This window comes from Pseudomonas sp. TE3895 (genome assembly GCF_056278855.1).
This window is the reverse complement of sequence record NZ_JBWBQE010000001.1, coordinates 4,144,735-4,162,631: the sequence shown is the minus strand read 5'-3', so window position 1 is coordinate 4,162,631 and position 17,897 is coordinate 4,144,735. Positions and strand designations below refer to the sequence as shown.

The 17,897-nt window shown below is 53.5% G+C and carries 12 protein-coding genes and 5 pseudogenes; all 17 read left to right on the top strand.

Going from position 1 to position 17,897, the window contains the following annotated elements:
• Positions 1-5 precede the first annotated feature (5 nt).
• The 17 genes and pseudogenes from ACZ889_RS18700 to ACZ889_RS18620 all read left to right on the top strand — a co-directional run bounded on the left by ACZ889_RS18700 (position 6) and on the right by ACZ889_RS18620 (position 17,897).
• Positions 6-4,196, top strand: a complete 4,191-nt coding sequence (locus ACZ889_RS18700; RefSeq protein WP_476257675.1) for an RHS repeat-associated core domain-containing protein — start codon at positions 6-8, stop codon at positions 4,194-4,196.
• A 13-nt stretch (positions 4,197-4,209) separates the two neighbouring features.
• The gene (locus tag ACZ889_RS18695) at positions 4,210-4,815 is read left to right on the top strand and encodes a hypothetical protein (protein ID WP_476257674.1); all 606 of its coding nucleotides are present in this window, start codon (positions 4,210-4,212) and stop codon (positions 4,813-4,815) included.
• A 46-nt stretch (positions 4,816-4,861) separates the two neighbouring features.
• A pseudogene (locus ACZ889_RS18690) lies at positions 4,862-6,518 on the top strand (RHS repeat-associated core domain-containing protein); the annotation flags it as partial.
• Between the two features lie 379 nt (positions 6,519-6,897).
• Positions 6,898-7,359 carry an Imm26 family immunity protein gene (locus ACZ889_RS18685; RefSeq protein WP_476257673.1) on the top strand — a complete coding sequence of 154 codons (462 nt, stop codon included), beginning with the start codon at positions 6,898-6,900 and terminating at the stop codon, positions 7,357-7,359.
• Positions 7,360-7,663: 304 nt separating this feature from the next.
• A pseudogene (locus tag ACZ889_RS18680) lies at positions 7,664-8,820 on the top strand (RHS repeat-associated core domain-containing protein); the annotation flags it as partial.
• Positions 8,821-8,919: 99 nt separating this feature from the next.
• Entirely contained in the window at positions 8,920-9,195 is a 276-nt protein-coding gene (locus ACZ889_RS18675) for an HNH/ENDO VII family nuclease (protein WP_240459597.1), read from the top strand.
• 9 nt (positions 9,196-9,204) lie between these two features.
• Entirely contained in the window at positions 9,205-9,675 is a 471-nt protein-coding gene (locus ACZ889_RS18670; RefSeq protein WP_121783545.1) for an SMI1/KNR4 family protein, read from the top strand.
• 216 nt (positions 9,676-9,891) lie between these two features.
• Positions 9,892-11,456, top strand: a pseudogene (locus ACZ889_RS18665) (RHS repeat-associated core domain-containing protein); the annotation flags it as partial.
• A 96-nt stretch (positions 11,457-11,552) separates the two neighbouring features.
• Positions 11,553-11,816: a hypothetical protein gene (locus ACZ889_RS18660; RefSeq protein WP_476258042.1), complete on the top strand. Its 264-nt coding sequence runs from the start codon at positions 11,553-11,555 to the stop codon at positions 11,814-11,816.
• A gap of 7 nt (positions 11,817-11,823) precedes the next feature.
• Positions 11,824-12,252, top strand: a complete 429-nt coding sequence (locus tag ACZ889_RS18655; protein WP_476257672.1) for a hypothetical protein — start codon at positions 11,824-11,826, stop codon at positions 12,250-12,252.
• 3 nt (positions 12,253-12,255) lie between these two features.
• Entirely contained in the window at positions 12,256-12,681 is a 426-nt protein-coding gene (locus ACZ889_RS18650; RefSeq protein ID WP_476257671.1) for a tetratricopeptide repeat protein, read from the top strand.
• Between the two features lie 122 nt (positions 12,682-12,803).
• Entirely contained in the window at positions 12,804-13,214 is a 411-nt protein-coding gene (locus tag ACZ889_RS18645) for an NTF2 fold immunity protein (protein ID WP_476257670.1), read from the top strand.
• A gap of 134 nt (positions 13,215-13,348) precedes the next feature.
• A pseudogene (locus ACZ889_RS18640) lies at positions 13,349-13,663 on the top strand (hypothetical protein); the annotation flags it as partial.
• A gap of 190 nt (positions 13,664-13,853) precedes the next feature.
• On the top strand, positions 13,854-14,072 hold the full coding sequence (locus ACZ889_RS18635) for a hypothetical protein (RefSeq protein ID WP_476257669.1): 219 nt from the start codon (positions 13,854-13,856) through the stop codon (positions 14,070-14,072).
• Positions 14,073-14,340: 268 nt separating this feature from the next.
• Positions 14,341-16,059, top strand: a pseudogene (gene tssI / locus ACZ889_RS18630) (type VI secretion system tip protein TssI/VgrG); the annotation flags it as partial.
• A 21-nt stretch (positions 16,060-16,080) separates the two neighbouring features.
• Positions 16,081-16,674 carry a DcrB-related protein gene (locus tag ACZ889_RS18625; protein ID WP_476257668.1) on the top strand — a complete coding sequence of 198 codons (594 nt, stop codon included), beginning with the start codon at positions 16,081-16,083 and terminating at the stop codon, positions 16,672-16,674.
• Entirely contained in the window at positions 16,671-17,897 is a 1,227-nt protein-coding gene (locus tag ACZ889_RS18620; protein WP_088512117.1) for a PAAR domain-containing protein, read from the top strand. The genes ACZ889_RS18625 and ACZ889_RS18620 overlap by 4 nt, the downstream gene beginning before the upstream one ends.

Here is a 17,897-nt window from a genome sequence, read left to right as displayed (position 1 = left end):
CCCTCATGTTCGAAGCGGCCAGGTTCGGCGACGAGATATCGCACACCAGCGCGCTGGGGGGCTTCCTGATCGGGGCCGCCCTGGGGATTGCGCTGGTGGCCACGGTGGCCATCGCCACGTTCACCTGCGGGTTCGGCGTGGCCTTGCTGGCCGGCCTCGCAGCCGGCATCGGGGGCAGCTTGCTGACTGCCGCCGGAGAGGCGATAGGCAGTATGTTCTCGTCCCCCTCAGGGACGATAACCACTGCCTCACCCAACGTGTTCATCAACAGCCGCAAGGCCGCACGCGTCGAAAAAAGCATCGGTGCCTGCGACAAGCACCCGGGGCCGGTGCAGATTGCCGAAGGCTCGACCAACGTCTTCATCAACAGCGTCGCCGCCGCGCGCAAGGGCGACAAGCTGACCTGTGGCGCCACCATTTCCGGTGGTTCGGACAACGTCATCATCGGCGGCGGCACCTACCGTTACCTGCCCGTGGACGATGAAGTCCCGGAGTGGCTGCGCACCACCGTGGATGTGCTGATGGCCATCGCCGGTGCCGCAGGCGGTATCGCCCAGCTGATCAAGGCGGGTACCCAGGCCGGCATGAAAGCCGTCATGCCTTGCGCGCTGAAGTTCACGGCCGGCTTCGTCGCCGGTGAGGTGGCCAGCCGTTACGTGGTCGAGCCCGTGGCCCGCAAGGCTATCGGCGGCCTGGTCGGCAACCCCGTCGACCTCACGACGGGCCGCAAGCTGATCCCCGATGAAATCGACTTCAGCCTGCCGGGCCTGATGCCGATCGAGTGGTCGCGCTTCTACGCCAGCGACCTGACGGTCGATAGCGTACTCGGCCGCGGCTGGGTGCTGCCCTGGGAGCAGAGCCTGCGCCGCCAGGGGGCATTCATCTACCTCACCGACAACCAGGGCCGCGAAGTCCCGTTCGTGACCCTGCAACCGGGGCAGCGCATCTACAACCCGCACGAGCAGGTGTACCTGGTGTGCACCGAGGGCGGCCACTACATCCTGCAGACCCTGGATAACCTGTTCTTCTACTTCGGCGAAGTGCCAGACACCAACACCGAAGTGCCGCTGCAGCGTATCGAGAACGTCCTCGGCCACTTCCTGCACTTCACTCGCACGCCCGACGGCACACTGACCGACATCAGCGCCACCGGCGGCACCCGCGTGCACTTGCACTACGACAACCCGCTGGGTCGCCTGACCGACATCAAGCGCGTGGTGAACAACGAAGCGGTGGAAACGCTTACCCAGTACCGCTACGACGAACACGGCCAGCTGAGCGCGGTGATCAACCGCAACGGCGACACCGTGCGCAGCTTCAGCTACGCCGACGGCCTGATGGTGACCCACAGCAACGCGCTGGGGCTGGGCTGCCACTACCGTTGGCAAACCCTGGGCGACAAGCCGCGCGTGGTCGAACACTGGACCAGCGACGGCGAGCACTACCACTTCCGCTACGATCTCGATAGCCGCACCAGCTGGGCCACCGACGTGCTCGGCCGCGAGCTGGAAGTGCAGTACAACGCCGACCACCGCGTGGTCGCCAGCCGCGACTACGGTGGCGAACGCTATGCCATCGAACTGGACGAGCAGGGCAACATGGTTGGCCTGACCTTGCCGGACGGTAACCGCCTGCAATTCAAGTACGACGAATTCTCCCGACTGCTCGAAGAGACCGACCCGCTGGGGCGCAAGACCGTTTACGAGTATCACCACCTGACCACGCTGGTGACTAAGGTCAGCTACCCGGATGGCAGCACCTGGCGAGCGCGTTACGACGACAAGGGCAACCTGCTCGCCGAATTCGATGCCCTCGGCCAGATGACCGAGTACCTGAACAGCGATGACGGCCTGCCGCACACGATCATTGATGCGACCTACAAGTCCAAGTACCTGTGGTGGAACACCCTGGCCCAGGTCGAGCGCTACCAGGACTGCTCGGGCAAGAGTACGTACTACCGCTATGACGAACGCCAGCACCTGGTGGCGGTGACCGATGCGCTGAACCAGACCACCACGCTGGAGCGCAAGCCCGACGGCGAAGTGCTGCGCATCAGCCACCCGGACGGCACCACGGAAAGCTTCACCTACAACGTCTACGGTCAGGTGCTCAGCCACACCGACGGCAAGGGCCAGACCACCCGCCTGATGCGCACGGCCCGTGGCCTGCCGAGCAGCCGCCAGGATGCCAAGGGCCAGCGGGTTCGCTACGAGTACGACAAGGCCATTCGCCTGACCGCGCTGGTCAACGAGAACAACGCCACGTACAGCTTTGCCTACGACGCTTCGGACCGGCTGAGCGAAGAAGTGCGGGTGGATAACCTGACCCGGCGTTTCAGCTACAACGTCGGTGGCCATCTCACACGACTGGATGAGATTGGCTATGGCGAAAATGCCGAGCGGCCCGAGCGCCATACGCTCTTTGAGCGTGATGCCATTGGCCGTTTGATTGCCAAGCTCAATAGCGATGCGCGGCAAGACTTCGTCTACGACGACGGCGACCGGCTGCTGAGCATCGAGCGGCAACCGACCGGGATCGGCAAGCAGCTTGGGATCACAGAAGAAAAGCTGGAATACACCTACGATCTGCTCGGCCGTCTGACCAAAGAAATCACCCCTGACGGCACGCTTGGCTACGAGTACGACCCGCTCAGCAACCTGACCACGCTGACCCTGCCGGATGGGCGTAAGGTCAATCACCTGTATTACGGCAGTGGCCACCTGCACCAGCTGAACCTGGATGGTCAGGTGATCAGCGACATGGAGCGCGATGACCTGCACCGCGAGGTGTACCGGACCCAGGGCAAGCTCACCAGTTGCTTCGGTTATGACGCCATGGGGCGCAAGGCCTGGCAGTTTGCCTCGACCTTGCCGGCCGACAAGCTCTCGCAAGTGCACAATACCGGTGTGAATACCTCGTTGCTGGTGGAGCACGCCTACAACCCGATCCACCGCCGTTATCAGTACGACCCGGCGGGTGAACTGGTGCGTACGCTGGACAAGCTACGCGGCGAGATCAAGTACGAATACGAAGCCAACGGCCAGTTGCGCAGTCGTGATACTGGCTCGTTGATCGGCAGCGAGGAGTTCCGCTACGACCCGGCAGCCAACCGCCTGGACTTCAATGCGCGGCAGTTCGACAAGGTCAAGGACAACCGGATCAAGCAGTGGCGGGATCAGGAGTACCGCTACGACCCGTGGGGCAACCAGATCGAGAAGCGCTCGGGGCACAGCAAGCTGCAGCACTTCAGCTATGACTGCGAGAACCGGCTGGTGCGGGCGGAGACGTTGGTCAATGGCAAGCTGGAAAGCCAAGGCGAGTATCGTTACGACAGCTTGGGGAGGCGAATAGCCAAGCAGGCTGAAATCAATGGCGAGGTCGAGCAGAAGCGCTTCCTCTGGCAAGGGCTAAGGATGCTGCGGGAGGAAACGCCTGGGCAGAACATTCTGTACCTGTACGAGCCGGGTAGCTATGCGCCGTTGGCGCGGGTTGATCAGGTTGAAGGGGAAGGGCAGAAGGTCTATTACTTCCATACGGACCAGATTGGTACGCCGCTGGAGCTGACGGACAGCCTGGGTGAGGTTGTTTGGCAGGCGACGTACCGCTCTTGGGGGGCGGTAGAGCAACTGTCTGCTAGTAAGATTGAGCAGAACTTACGCTTTCAGGGTCAGTACTTCGATGGCGAAACGGGGCTTAACTACAACATCTACCGATTTTATGATTCTGAATCAGGTCGCTTTATTACTCAAGACCCGATCGGGCTAACGGGTAGTTTGAATCTATATCAGTACGCAGTGAATCCTATGATATGGATTGATCCTTGGGGGTTGACATGCTCGACTGATGCTAAAGCACTTAGGGCTAATATGGTGGCAGCGGGTAAGTCCGAGCCTGCGTTTAAGAACTCGGCGCACCATATTGTCATGTCTAACTCGAGTGATGTGAGAATGGTGGCGCTTCAAACTAAAATGGAGCGCTTGAGGATAGATATCAATGCTGCGGAAAATGGCATTTTCCTACCCTCGAATAGTAAAGTTAAGCTTCCTCCTGGCAGCACCTTGCCCAATCATGCAAGCATTCACACCAATGCTTATAAGCAGAAGGTCTTTGATCGCTTGGGCGATATAAATAACAGTGGTGACTTCTTGAGTGAGTTGAACAAGATCAACTCTGAAATTGCCCGCGGAATATTCTAGGCTGGATAAAAGCATGAATAACTTAAAAGATCTTGAAAGAAAATATCTAGAAATTGAATCGCGAGCTGAGGAGGTCCTGTCTTCTTGTTTGTCTGAGGCTTTATACAAATCGAGAAGAATAGTAATAAGCAAGGGGCCGCTATATAACGTCAGCCCATATGAAATCGAGCGGGCCGGATTTAAAAAAGGAAAAGCCTTGAAGAAAATTCCAGCTCATATAAAAAATACTCATCTGTATCATTTGGATGAGTATGACAAAGTGGTTTTTGTGGAGATTTATGGGCAGTCTGAAAAAATTATCAATAAGGAATTCTACCGCTATAGCGGCGGAGGTATTGAGCGGGTCCATTTTACCAGCACCGGAAAACTTAGGAATATCTCGATTTCATTGCTTGAAGAGGGAGCGGTGGTGAAAGATATGAATTGGGGTCAGTACGGATGCAGTGAGTCAAATTATGTCTACGCTGATAATCGCCTAGAAAAAATACATGTTCGGCAAAAAGAGCATATTGAATCTGCATTTAGTGACTTTGAAGTGAGCTTTAAATATGAGTCCGGCGAGTTGGTGAGTATAATAAATGTCTTCCCTAATGGTTATGAAGAACAGCGATTTCCTTGACGTAAATGCAAGGTCCAGACCTCACGGTTGCAGTGTAGTTCGCGTGAACAGCCGCCAGCACGCCAAGAGCCAGTGGATTCGCTACTAGCATGACAAAGCGCAGCGCCTGACCGCACTGGTCAACGAAAACAACGCCACGTGCAGCTTTGCCTACGACGCTTCGGACCGGCTGAGCGAAGAAGTGCGGGTGGATAACCTGACCCGGCGTTTCAGCTACGACGTCGGCGGCCATCTCACACGACTGGATGAGATTGGCTATGGCGAAAATGCCGAGCGGCCCGAGCGCCATACGCTGTTCGAGCGTGATGCCATTGGCCGTTTGGTTGCCAAGATCAACCGTGATGCGAGCCAGACATTCGCATATGACGACGGTGACCGGTTGCTGAGCATCGAGCGGCAACCGAGCGGGATCGGCAAGCAGCTTGGGATCACGGAAGAAAAGCTGGAATACACCTACGATCTGCTCGGCCGGCTGACCCAAGAAATCACCCCCGAAGGGACGCTAGCCTACGAGTACGACCCGCTCAGCAACCTGACCACGCTGACCCTGCCGGATGGGCGTAAGGTCAATCACCTGTATTACGGCAGTGGCCACCTGCACCAGCTGAACCTGGATGGTCAGGTGATCAGCGACATGGAGCGCGATGACCTGCACCGCGAGGTGTACCGGACCCAGGGCAAGCTCACCAGTTGCTTCGGTTATGACGCCATGGGGCGCAAGGCCTGGCAGTTTGCCTCGACCTTGCCGGCCGACAAGCTCTCGCAAGTGCACAATACCGGTGTGAATACCTCGTTGCTGGTGGAGCACGCCTACAACCCGATCCACCGCCGTTATCAGTACGACCCGGCGGGTGAACTGGTGCGTACGCTGGACAAGCTACGCGGCGAGATCAAGTACGAATACGAAGCCAACGGCCAGTTGCGCAGTCGTGATACTGGCTCGTTGATCGGCAGCGAGGAGTTCCGCTACGACCCGGCAGCCAACTGCCTGGACTTCAATGCGCGGCAGTTCGACAAGGTCAAGGACAACCGGATCAAGCAGTGGCGGGATCAGGAGTACCGCTACGACCCGTGGGGCAACCAGATCGAGAAGCGCTCGGGGCACAGCAAGCTGCAGCACTTCAGCTATGACTGCGAGAACCGGCTGGTGCGGGCGGAGACGTTGGTCAATGGCAAGCTGGAAAGCCAAGGCGAGTATCGTTACGACAGCTTGGGGAGGCGAATAGCCAAGCAGGCTGAAATCAATGGCGAGGTCGAGCAGAAGCGCTTCCTCTGGCAAGGGCTAAGGATGCTGCGGGAGGAAACGCCTGGGCAGAACATTCTGTACCTGTACGAGCCGGGTAGCTATGCGCCGTTGGCGCGGGTTGATCAGGTTGAAGGGGAAGGACAGAAGGTCTATTACTTCCATACTGACCAGATTGGTACGCCGCTGGAACTGACGGACAGTGACGGGCAGATCGTTTGGCAGGCGACGTATCGCTCATGGGCCGAAATCGATGAACTTGTGGTGGATATCACTGAGCAAAATTTGCGGCTGCAAGGGCAATATTTCGATAAAGAGATTAATCTCCATTACAATACTTTTCGTTATTATGATCCGGGAGTAGGGAGATTTATCTCGCAAGATCCAATTGGGTTGGATGGTAGTGATAATCTTTATAGGTACGCACCTAATCCGGTCACTTGGATCGACCCTCTTGGCTGGGTCCACGAACAAGCGCCGGGGTATAATGTTTATGGCTTGTTTGATAAGGGGAGTGATAAACCCTATTATGTGGGAATCACTGATGATCTATCACGACGTAGAGCAGAGCATGCTGGCAGTAACAGACTAAGCCCTGGGGCGAGGATGGAGCCTCTTGACAAAAGTATTACCTATGGGGAAGCACGAGGTTTTGAACAGGCCTATATTGAACACTATGAGACAAAAACTGGCATAGTAGGCGAAGAGATCTCACATAAAAATCGCGGAAACAAGATCAACTCATATGATCATGCAAATACTACGAGAGCTCCAGCTCGCCAAGCTAATTTCGAAAGTAATTTCGCCAAGAAAACTGCTGCATTGAAAGGAGGTTGCGGATGACGTCACTTGAGGTTTATGAGTGGGACAAAAAGATCAAAACAAGTTATAAAAAAATAAAAAGCGGGGATATATTTTGCTTTGCTTTAGACTCCAAAAAATATGGGGTTGGTCGCATTATAACCCAAAATAGCCTTGGCCATGTAGTGGAGATTTTTGACAAGGTTCTTAATGTCCCAGCGGTTGATTCACTTTCTTTCAAGCGCTTAGGTGACCCTGTCATATTAGATTCTTATTCGCTTTTTGATCGTAAAGCTGAGGGTGACTGGAGAATTGTTGCTCACGATTTAGATTATAGGCCGTCAAAACAAGAGTCGGTGAGGTATGTGTACGGTGTAGCCGATAATGTCAAGCTTGTTGATATTTTTGATAATGAGAGCTCTTTGGTAGGAAGTAAGTGTGATTATCCATCCTATTCCCCTATGGGCGACAAAGACGTGAAAGAGCATTTCAATATTTAGACCGAAATCCAAGTTTAATCTTTAACAGCAAGTGTGTTCTTCTGGTCCTGCTGCCTTTAAGTGGGGCCAGCAAAACATTTAATGAAGTCTATTGAGAGCGCCCGTTCTACGCTCTGTGCCAAAAGAGATTATTCAGGATTTTCCTAATGGTATTTCGAATGAATTATACTAAGCAACCGGAGTCATCCCGGTTGTTCGCTTGAATTGAACAGCGATAAGATCTCCAACCGCCTCGGCGTTAACGTCGCTGCTGGTAGACTACGCTTACAATTCGATCCATCGCCGTCACCAGTACGCCCCGACGGATGATCGAAAGTCCAACTACTTGTAATACGGCAGCGGACACCTGCACCAGCGAACCTGGACGGCCAGGTGATCAGCGACATGGAGCGCAATGACCTGCATCGTGAGGTGTACCGCACCCAGGGCAAGCTCACCAGTTGCTTCGGTTATGACGCCATGGGGCGCAAGGCCTGGCAGTTTGCCTCGACCTTGCCGGCCGACAAGCTTTCGCAGGTGCACAACACCGGCATCAATACCTCGTTGCTGGTCGAGCACGCCTACAACCCGATCCACCGCCGTTACCAGTACGACCCGGCCGGTGAACTGGTGCGTACCCTCGACAAGCTACGTGGCGAGATCAAGTACGAGTACGAAGCCAATGGCCAATTGCGCAGCCGAGATACCGGCTCGCTGGTCGGTAGCGAAGAATTCCGCTACGACGCGGCAGCCAACCGCTTGGATCTCAATGCGCAGCAGTTTACCAAGGTCAAGGACAACCGGATCAAACAGTGGCGGGACCAGGAATACCGCTACGATCCGTGGGGCAACCTGATCGAGAAACGCTCTGGGCACAGCAAGCTGCAGCACTTCGCCTATGACTGTGAGAATCGGCTGGTGCGGGCGGAGACGTTGGTCAATGGCAAGCTGGAAAGCCAAGGCGAGTATCGTTACGACAGCTTGGGGAGGCGAATAGCCAAGCAGGCTGAAATCAATGGCGAGGTCGAACAGAAGCGCTTCCTCTGGCAGGGGCTGAGGATGCTGCGGGAGGAAACGCCTGCGAAGAGCATCTTGTACCTGTACGAGCCGGGTAGCTATGCGCCGTTAGCGCGGGTCGATCAAGTTGAAGGGGAAGAGCAGAAGGTCTATTACTTCCATACGGACCAGATTGGTACCCCGTTGGAGCTGACCGATAGCGAGGGTGAGATTGTTTGGCAGGCTACTTACCGTTCTTGGGGGGCTGTAGACCAGCTAGCTGTTAGTGAGGTTGAGCAGAACCTTAGATCTCAAGGGCAGTACTTTGATTGTGAAAGCTATTTGCACTACAATACTTTCCGATATTATGACTCCGAAGTAGGAAGATTTACGACCCAAGACCCAATTGGTTTAAGTGGGGGGATTAATTTTTATGGATTTGCCCCTAATCCTATTTCTTGGGTTGACCCGCTTGGGTGGGCATGCTGGACACCGAAAAGTGTAGCGGGCCGGAAAGTTTATCAGCGTAATGATATATTTGATCCGCATCGTGTGGATGAGCTGGGGCGTACTAACATACAGAGAATGAAGAAGGGGGACGCGCCTATCGGTAAGGATGGGAAAGAAGTAAATCTTCATCATCTTACCCAAGATGAACCTGGTCCGATGGCTGAGGTTCTAAGCAGTTTCCATTCTAAGCACGACAGGGTGGTGCATATATATTCTAACCAGTGGGATAAAAGTTGGGTGGGAAGTGATGGATTAAGACGTGTTTATAACAGCGCGCCGCCAAGCATGAATCGCGGTCCATTCAATACTTGGAAGAAATCTTATTGGAAAGCCAGAGCCTTGGATTTTTGAGGATATAAAATGAGCTATATAGATATTATAGAATCTGAAATCAACGCCAGCGGGGAAGACCCCGCATACGCAGGGGGGGCATCGGATGAAGCGATAGCAGACTTTGAGAAAGCTCTTGGTGTTAATTTTCCATTATCATATAAACTGTTTTTGAAGAAATATGGTGCGCTGTCGTTTGCGGGTGATACTTACTATGGTATAACCAAGAGCGGTATTGGTGCAACGTCTGTTCCTAACGTGGTTTTTGCCACAAAAAGTGCTAGAGCTGATGGCGATGCAAATGAGTCGATGATTGTAGTGAAAGCTTCTGGCTATGGTCCGATTTATTCCATAGATGTCTCGACTCTCGGAGCTACTGGCGAGCCGGTCATAGTTGAAACTCAGCTTTCGTTCAAGCGAACCAAAGAAAAAAATGTAATTTATCAAAGTTTTGAGGAGTTTTTTGTTGACTCGATTAGGCAAGCGATTAGGGAGCTTTGAGTTGTAGTGAATTTATTTTGGCTGGCTTCTATGTAGGTGTATGTTGGTTGAAAGTTGTCGAATAAGTGGTTTGTAGTTGTATCGTTGCGCAATTTTTATGAGTTGGGGCAAGGTTTGCTATCTTTAGGGCTTAGGTGAAGATGATTAATGTCTTGTCTTAGGTGTCATTTATAAGTGAAGTAGGCATGGATCTGAATATTGGTTTCCTATCCCAATAATAACCTCAGCCAAGTACTGGGTCCCCGCGATGGCAAAGGCCAGGCTACTCGATTGTAGCGTATCTCGCGGGGGCTGCTAAGAGCCGCCAGGACGCCACGAGCGAGTGGCTCCGCTATGAGTACGACAAGGCCTTGCGCCTGACCGCACTGGTCAACGAGAACAGCGCGGCCAACTGCTTTGCCTATGACGCGTCGGACCGGCTAAGCGAGGAAGTGCGGGTGGATAACCTGACCCGGCGTTTCAGCTACAACGTCGGTGGCCATCTCACACGACTGGATGAGATTGGCTATGGCGAAAATGCAGAGCGGCCCGAGCGCTATACGCTGTTCGAGCGTGATGCCATTGGTCGTTTGGTTGCCAAGATCAACCGTGATGCGAGCCAGACATTCGCATACGACGACGGTGACCGTTTGCTGAGCATCGAGCGGCAACCGACCGGGATCGGCAAGCAGCTTGGGATCGCGGAAGAAAAGCTGGAATACACCTACGAGACCTGCACCGCGAGGTGTACCGCACCCAAGGCAAGCTCACCAGTTGCTTTGGCTACGACGCGATGGGGGGCAAGGCCTGGCAGTTTGCGTCGACCCTGCCGTCCGACAAACTCTCGCAGGTGCATAACACCGGTATCAATACCTCGCTGCTGGTGGAGCATGCCTATAACCCGATTCATCGCCGTTATCAGTACGACCCGGCGGGAGAACTGGTGCGAACGCTCGACAAGCTGCGTGGAGAGACCAAATACGAGTACGAGGCCAATGGTCAGTTGCGCAGCCGCGATACCGGCTCGCTGATAGGCAGCGAAGAGTTTCGCTACGACAGCGGAGAACCGCCTGGATTTCAATGCGTGGCAGTTTGCAAAGTTCAAGGACAACCGGATAACGCATTTGCGGGACCAGGAATACCGCTACGACCCGTGGGGCAACCTGATCGAGAAGCGCTCGGGGCATAGCAAGCTGCAGAGTTTTAACTATGACTGCGAGAGCCGGCTGGTGCGGGCGGAGACGTTGGTCAATGGCAAGCTGGAAAGCCGAGGCGAGTACCGGTACGACAGACTTGGGCGGCGGGTGGCCAAGCAGGCGGAAAATAACGGCACCACCGAGCAGAAGCGCTTCCTCTGGCAAGGGCTAAGGATGCTGCGCGAGGAGACGCCTGGGCAGAGCATTCTGTACCTGTATGAGCCGGGTAGTTATGCGCCATTGGCGCGAGTCGATCAGATGGAATGGAAAGTGCAGAAGCTTTATTACTTCCATACTGACCAGATTGGTACGCCGTTGGAGTTGACGGATAGCGAGGGTGGGATCGTCTGGTAGGCGACGTATCGGTCTTGGGGGGCGATTGAGCAACTGACGGTCAATGAAGTCGAGCAGAATCTACGGTTCCAGGGCCAGTACTTTGATGTTGAAACGGCGCTTCATTACAATACGTTCCGATATTATGATCCTGAAATTGGACGATTTATTTCTCATGACCCTATAAGCTTGCTCGGTGGTGATAATTTATAAATTTTTGCACCTAGTACCACTGGATGGATTGATCCTTGGGGGCTAAGCTGTCGAACAGAGTATCTGGGCAGAACTCCTGGCAAATCTAGCAGGACCGGCCGAAAAGTAATTGAAAATATGAGAGGCGAGGGTCGAATTAGAGGTAAAGGTGACTCGATGGAATTTAAAAGCTCGACCGATAAGCAGTGGTATCCGGTTCGAGAGGCCGATATGGCACATAAGTATGATGCGGTAACATATTGGAATGATAGAGGTGGGTTCTTTGGAGCTAAGTCTAAGGAGGTTAGAAAGTGGATGCTTGATCCGAAGAGCTATGAGCTGGAGCATTATTCGTACAACAGGTCGGCAGGTGCAAAATTGAATCAGTTCTACCGGTCGCCAGATAATATTGTTGGTCCGCACGAAAGTTTTCAATATTGAGGTGTTTATGAAAGATTTGTCGGAAGTGAACTTGCAGCTGAATCAAAGAATAGTAGCGGCTATGGAGTCTGGAAATGAACTGCAAGAGAAAGGGGCTTATCAGGCTGCTTTAGAAAAGTACAAAGAATCGTGGAGTATGCTTCCCGACCCAAAAGAGCAGTGGGATCTTTCCCACTGGATCGAAAAATGCAATTCCGAGGTCTATTTGAAGCAGCAAGATTATGAAAGTGCGAAGATATGGGCGCTCAAGGCGGTTGAGTCGAAACCACCTCGAGAAACGTCCAGTTTTATTATTCTTGGTGCATGTTTTCTCGGGTTGGGTGAGGAGGGATATGCATTTGACGAAATGAAAAAAGCTTTCGATATGGGCGGCGAGAGAGCATTCAAGGGATTTGATAAAAAATATCTCGCCTTCTTTGCTGGTTTCAAAGGTTAAAGAATGGGATTTTTACCAGATCAGGTTCATGAGGAGATACTGGTTCTTAGTGAACAGGGTAATCTGCTGATGGAAAAAGGTCGATATACTGATGCTGTCGAAGCGTTCACGGCTGCCTTGGTCAAACTGCCTGAACCCATCGAGCAGTGGGAGGCGTTCGTTTGGTTGAAGGCCAGTATTGGGGACGCTCTATTTTTTATGCAGGACTATAGTCGGGCCTTGAGCGAGTTTTTTGAAGCCGCCAACGGCCCGGACGGCGCACAGAATGCGTTCGTAAATCTACGTCTAGGCGAGTGTCTATACGAACAAGAAAATCCAGATGCGTTGGATTATTTATGCAAAGCATATTTTTTGGAAGGGGTAGATATTTTCAGAGGCGAAGATAAAAAATACTTTAGTGCCGTTGAATCTGTATTAGGAATGGCATGAACGTGACGTCTGTTTTTTTGGGGGCTAGATTTTATCATTGTCAAACCTGTGACGTGTATCGTCAAGGCGAGAAAATTCACGAAGATTTTTGCGAATTAATATGACTAAGGGAAAATGTAGTTATGAATCCTCCTAGTGAACTAGTAGCCTTCATGAGGGAAATGAACTGCTGGGAGACTGAGTTCTTTGACCAGCGTAAAAAAAGCCTGGCGGAGGGGGTGGAATTTCCTCAGCTAAAAGAAAAATATGCAAGAAAGCTTGAAGAAATACTTGATAAGTATGCGGTTGAGGACAAGTATAACTATGGGCGTCTCATAGATCTTGGGTGCACTAAGCCTGCCACTTATGATCCTGCGACTGATGAGTTAGAGGTTTTGGATGGGGATGAGAAAACGCTGACGATTCAAGTGCAGCAAACTAAAGGTGCTGAGACATGCTCCAAGATGTATTTGGTTTCTAAAGATGGTGTCTGGAAAATAAAGAAAAAGGAAGTTTTGAATTTTTATGATAAATGGCGTCGTTCGCCGCTGTAAGGTTTAGTGTTTTCGGTTGGGCAAGAAAATCGAATTGGTTCATTTGCTGTGTGATTTTGTTTTTTAACAATTAGTAGCATGTGGTCACTTGGAGAGAGCAATCATTTTCTTCAAGTTCTTATTTTTTAATTGATCTGACAACCGTCACTAATGCGCTGAATCAGACCACTTCGCTGGAGCGCAAACCCAACGGCGAAGTGCTGCGCATCAAGCACCCGGACGGCACTGCAGAAACCTTCACCTACAACACCCTTGGTCAGGTACTGAGCCACACCAACGGCAAAGGCTAGACCACCCGTTTGCAGCGTACCTCGCGCGGGCTGCCAAGCAGCCGCCAGGACGCCAAGGGCGAGTGGATCCGCTACGAGTACGACAAGGCCCTGCACCTGACCGCACTGGTCAACGAGAACAGCGCGGCCTACTGCTTTGCCTATTACGTGTCGGACCGGCGTAAGCGCTCCATGGACCGTACCCGCTCCATGAACCCCACATTCAAAGCCGCTTGTTGATGCCCGATGCTGTGCTCCGATTTTCTCAGGAGCCGTTCACCATGATGCGACCCGGCGCTAAAGTCGAAAAGGTTTACCTCTATCCCAAGCCCGTCGACTTCCGAAATCCATCGATGGACTGACCGCTCTGGTGGAGCTTGATATTAAGGTGGCCGTGTTCGACCCGGTACTTTTCGTCTTCCTCAACAAGCCACGCAATCGCGTGAAAATCCTTTATTGGGGTGTGTCACGAACGCAGGCGTCAGCCAGCGATGCTGCATCAAAGATGGGAGTAGGTCTCCCGAAGTCTGCTTGCAGGAGTTGGCTTCAAACCGCCCGGTGCTGCTGCGTCCAAAAGGCTTGGTGGTGAGCGACCGTTGGAAAAGGCACCAATGATGACGTCAGGTGCGTATTGAGAAGATGAGCGAAAGCAAACCGTCCGATGACGCACCGTTAAGTATTCAAAAGCTGTCAAAACCGAGGTCGCCCAGTAGCCTTGGGATCCGTCTGGAAGATACCTGTCTACTGTCCAGATGGCAGCCGGTGTATAGGTGGCATGAGCTCAATACAGGCTTTGATACGGAACGTGAGAACCTGGCCTTTGATGCCAAGGGAAATGACAAGCGGCTATCACCGCGTCGCGGGCGTTCAACTACGAACTGCTGCTGGTCTGCGAAGACTCCGGCGTGCCGCTCAAATCCATGATGGGCCAGCACGTCAGCATCGAGATCGAACTGGCCGAAGGCGGCCCGCGGTACATAACCGGCTACCTCACACGCTTTGCCAGCATCGGCAGCGACGGCGGCATGGCGCGCTATACCGCCACCCTCAACCCATGGTTCTCGATGCTGAAGAACCGCTTCGACACGCGGATCTTCCAGGGCAACACGGTCGAGGAAGTGGTTACCGAAGTGTTCGCCCTGTGCCCGGCGTTTTCCCGCCACGAGTTTCGCCTGACCCGGCCACAGAAGCGCTACACGTACATCACCCAGTACCGCGAAACCGACTTCAACTTCGTCCAGCGCCTGCTGGAGGAAGAGGGGATGTTCTACTACTTCGAGCACACCGCCGAAGGCCACACCATGATCATCTGCGATGACTCCAGCACGCTGGTGGCCATCCCCGAGCAACCGCAAATCCGCTTCCACAGCGCCTCCGTCACCGAGACCGCCGACTCCATCACCCAGTGGAGCGGCAACCGTCAACTGCAATCCGGCAAGATGGCCACGCAAACCTTTGACTACCGCCAACCGAACCACCGCCTGCCGGTGGCGCTGAACAGCGTGAACAAGCAGGGCGATGTCGAGAACTTCGAGATCTACGACTTCCCCGGCCAGTACACCCACGGTACCTATGACGAAGGCGAAACCCTGCTGCGGCTACGTATCGAAGCGCTGGAATTGCGCGGCAAAAAGTTTGAAGGCGCCAGCAACTGCCGGGCCATGAAGCCGGGCTACACCTTCGAACTGCTGCAGCACTACATCCACGACCAGGGGCCGGTAGAAGACCGTCAGTTCCTGCTGATGAGCGTGGAAAGCGAAGGCCACAACAACTACCTTACCGGCCAGCAGGCCAGCTACTTCAACACCTTCAGTTGCGTGCGCAAGAAGATCCCGTTCCGCCCGCAGCTGAGTACGCCCAAGCCGAACATTGCCGGCCCGCAGACCGCGATCATCGTCGGCCCACCGGGTGAGGAGATCTTCACCGACGAACTGGGCCGGGTGAAGATCCAGTTCCACTGGGACCGCAATGGCAAATACAACGATCACAGCTCTTGCTGGGTACGTGTCGCCCAGTCCGGCGCCAGCGGCGGCTTCGGCAGCATTCAGATCCCACGCGTAGGCGACGAAGTGGTGGTGGTGTTCCTGGACGGCAACCCGGACCGGCCGCTGATCATGGGCAGCCTGTACAACAGCACCAACACCCCGCCATGGTCGCTGCCGGCGAACAAGACCCAGAGTGGTTTCCTGACACGGTCGATGAAGGGCAAAGGGTCGAATGCCAACTTCTTCCGCTTCGAAGACAAGGCTGGTGCTGAGCAGATCATCATGCACGCCGAGCGCAATCTGGATACAGAGGTTGAGGCAGATGACAGTCTCAAGGTGGGCGGGAATCGAACGATCAACGTCGAAGGCAAACATTCCGAAACGATCAAGCTGGAAACCAGTATTGCGGTGGAGGAGGGTTCGTATTTTGTGACGGTGGATCAAGGGGCAGTGAAAATTAAGGCTGCAACGTCCATCACGTTGGAGGTCGGAAGCAGCAAGCTGGAAATGAAATCGGATGGCACGATTACCCTGTCAGGCATCTCCGTGGACGTTGCAGGCAGCAAAATAATCAATTTGAACAAGTCTTGATTAGCGACAAGGAAAAGTCCCATGCGTAGAAACATCTACGACCGATTATCTGAACGGCGCGAACGCGAAGAATGCCTTGAGCGTGAGCGTCTAGAAGAGGAGGCTCGCAATGCGGAGCCCCCTCCACCAGAGCGTTTTCTTACAAATGAATTGAGTTTCGTTCGTCCAGAAAATTTAAAAGACAAGACGTTTCACGTCTTCACGCTGACGGACATCGGACCTAGCCCGTTCTCGTTCGTCGTGGGGCGTTCGCCAGTGGAACCGGGTACGGACTTGGAGACGCTTGCGCAACAACTGCTTGGTGAGTTGAAAAAGACGTTGTCCCATGTTCAGTGGATCGAGCCGGTTTCCCCGGTAGAGGTAGCTGGATTGGAGGCCCGACGTGTCGAGTTTCGTTGGCGACAACAAGGCCAACCGGTTCATCAAGTACAGCTGATTTTTCTGCATCAGGATGAGTACAAGCGGCCTTTGCTCATGCAAATTACTGGTACGAGCAACAGTCCCAAAGGCATGACGGCGGAGGAGCGTAGTGCTTTCGATACGTTGGTTGAAAGTCTTCAACGGCGCTATCTGCCCGCGAACGAGGGGGATGCTGAACAGGCCGAATCAGCATGACTGCGGCTGCTGCGAGATTAGATGATCCAATCGAGCACTCCAGCGCTTTAGGTGGATTGCTTGCTGGCTTAGCAATTGGTGCAGGCGCGGTACTCATAGGTATTGCCGTTATCGGGACCGGCGGGCTTGGGGCTGTAGCGCTAGCCGCGATGGTTGGCGCGGGAGCAGCTACTGGCGCTGGAATCGGTCAACTGATTGGTAGCCTATCTTTCGCTTGTAGTGAAACAGGGCAAATACGATCAGGCTCAAGTAACGTTTATATAAATGGGAAGCCTGCTGCGAGGGCTCATCTGGATAATGCCGAGTGTTCGGATCATCCAGGGGGGCCTAAGATATTGGCCCAGGGCAGTGACTCGGTTTATATCAATGGTCAGCCTGCGGCTCGAGTCGGTGACCGGACAGTTTGTGATGCAAAAATAAGTGCTGGCTCCCCTAATGTGTGTATAGGAGGGGGGACAGCGACGACTGATGCAATTGACCCGGAAGTTCCTGTTTGGCTTGAGCGTTCGGTGATGGCGTTGGGGCTGGCTAGTGCTTTTGTACTGGCAAGTCCAGTGTTGGTGATGGCGGGGTTGGCAGGTGGTATTGCTGGCGGAATGGCTGGACATTGGGCTGGCGGCGAGCTTTTTGGTGAGGGCTCTGATGGCCAGAAGCTGATGGCGTTTGGTGGTGCTCTGCTTGGGGGGGGCATCGGCGCGAAAGGCGGAAGAGCATTTGACGCCCGATATGAGATCCGGTCTCATGGTTTCGGTTCTAACCTCGGGAATGTTAAAGTTGTTAGACGGGCTGCACCTCCACTTACACCTAAGAAAGGAATATCTCCACAGCTTTACCAGAAGTTGCGAGCGAAGACGCCCAGCAGAGAAATCCAGGCGATGGTGAATAAGGATGTTGTATTACCCATGAAGGATCCAGCGCTGCCGGGGCTGGAAGTTACAAAGCCGTTGCATGCTGATCATATCGTCCCGATGAAGACGATTACAGAAATGAAAGGATTTGATAAATTGACATTTGAACAGCAAGTCGAGATATTGAATTACAAGCCTAATTTTCATGGGTTGAGTGAAACTGCTAATACCTCGCGCGGCGCTAAAACCTACTCAGAATGGACTCGGTATAAAAAAGGTGGAGTAGATGTTGACGCTGGTTTCAGAAGTAGTATGATGGAGCGAGCGATGAAATTGGAAGTTGAGTTGCAAGAAATGATATCTGGTGTCTTGTAG

Excerpts from the sequence above, each read along its gene's own strand:
- ACZ889_RS18700 (WP_476257675.1), top strand. The coding sequence starts at position 6 with ATGTTCGAAGCGGCCAGGTTCGGCGACGAGATATCGCACACCAGCGCG.
- ACZ889_RS18695 (WP_476257674.1), top strand. The coding sequence starts at position 4,210 with ATGAATAACTTAAAAGATCTTGAAAGAAAATATCTAGAAATTGAATCG.
- ACZ889_RS18685 (WP_476257673.1), top strand. The coding sequence starts at position 6,898 with ATGACGTCACTTGAGGTTTATGAGTGGGACAAAAAGATCAAAACAAGT.
- ACZ889_RS18675 (WP_240459597.1), top strand. The coding sequence starts at position 8,920 with ATGAAGAAGGGGGACGCGCCTATCGGTAAGGATGGGAAAGAAGTAAAT.
- ACZ889_RS18670 (WP_121783545.1), top strand. The coding sequence starts at position 9,205 with ATGAGCTATATAGATATTATAGAATCTGAAATCAACGCCAGCGGGGAA.
- ACZ889_RS18660 (WP_476258042.1), top strand. The coding sequence starts at position 11,553 with ATGGAATTTAAAAGCTCGACCGATAAGCAGTGGTATCCGGTTCGAGAG.
- ACZ889_RS18655 (WP_476257672.1), top strand. The coding sequence starts at position 11,824 with ATGAAAGATTTGTCGGAAGTGAACTTGCAGCTGAATCAAAGAATAGTA.
- ACZ889_RS18650 (WP_476257671.1), top strand. The coding sequence starts at position 12,256 with ATGGGATTTTTACCAGATCAGGTTCATGAGGAGATACTGGTTCTTAGT.
- ACZ889_RS18645 (WP_476257670.1), top strand. The coding sequence starts at position 12,804 with ATGAATCCTCCTAGTGAACTAGTAGCCTTCATGAGGGAAATGAACTGC.
- ACZ889_RS18625 (WP_476257668.1), top strand. The coding sequence starts at position 16,081 with ATGCGTAGAAACATCTACGACCGATTATCTGAACGGCGCGAACGCGAA.
- ACZ889_RS18620 (WP_088512117.1), top strand. The coding sequence starts at position 16,671 with ATGACTGCGGCTGCTGCGAGATTAGATGATCCAATCGAGCACTCCAGC.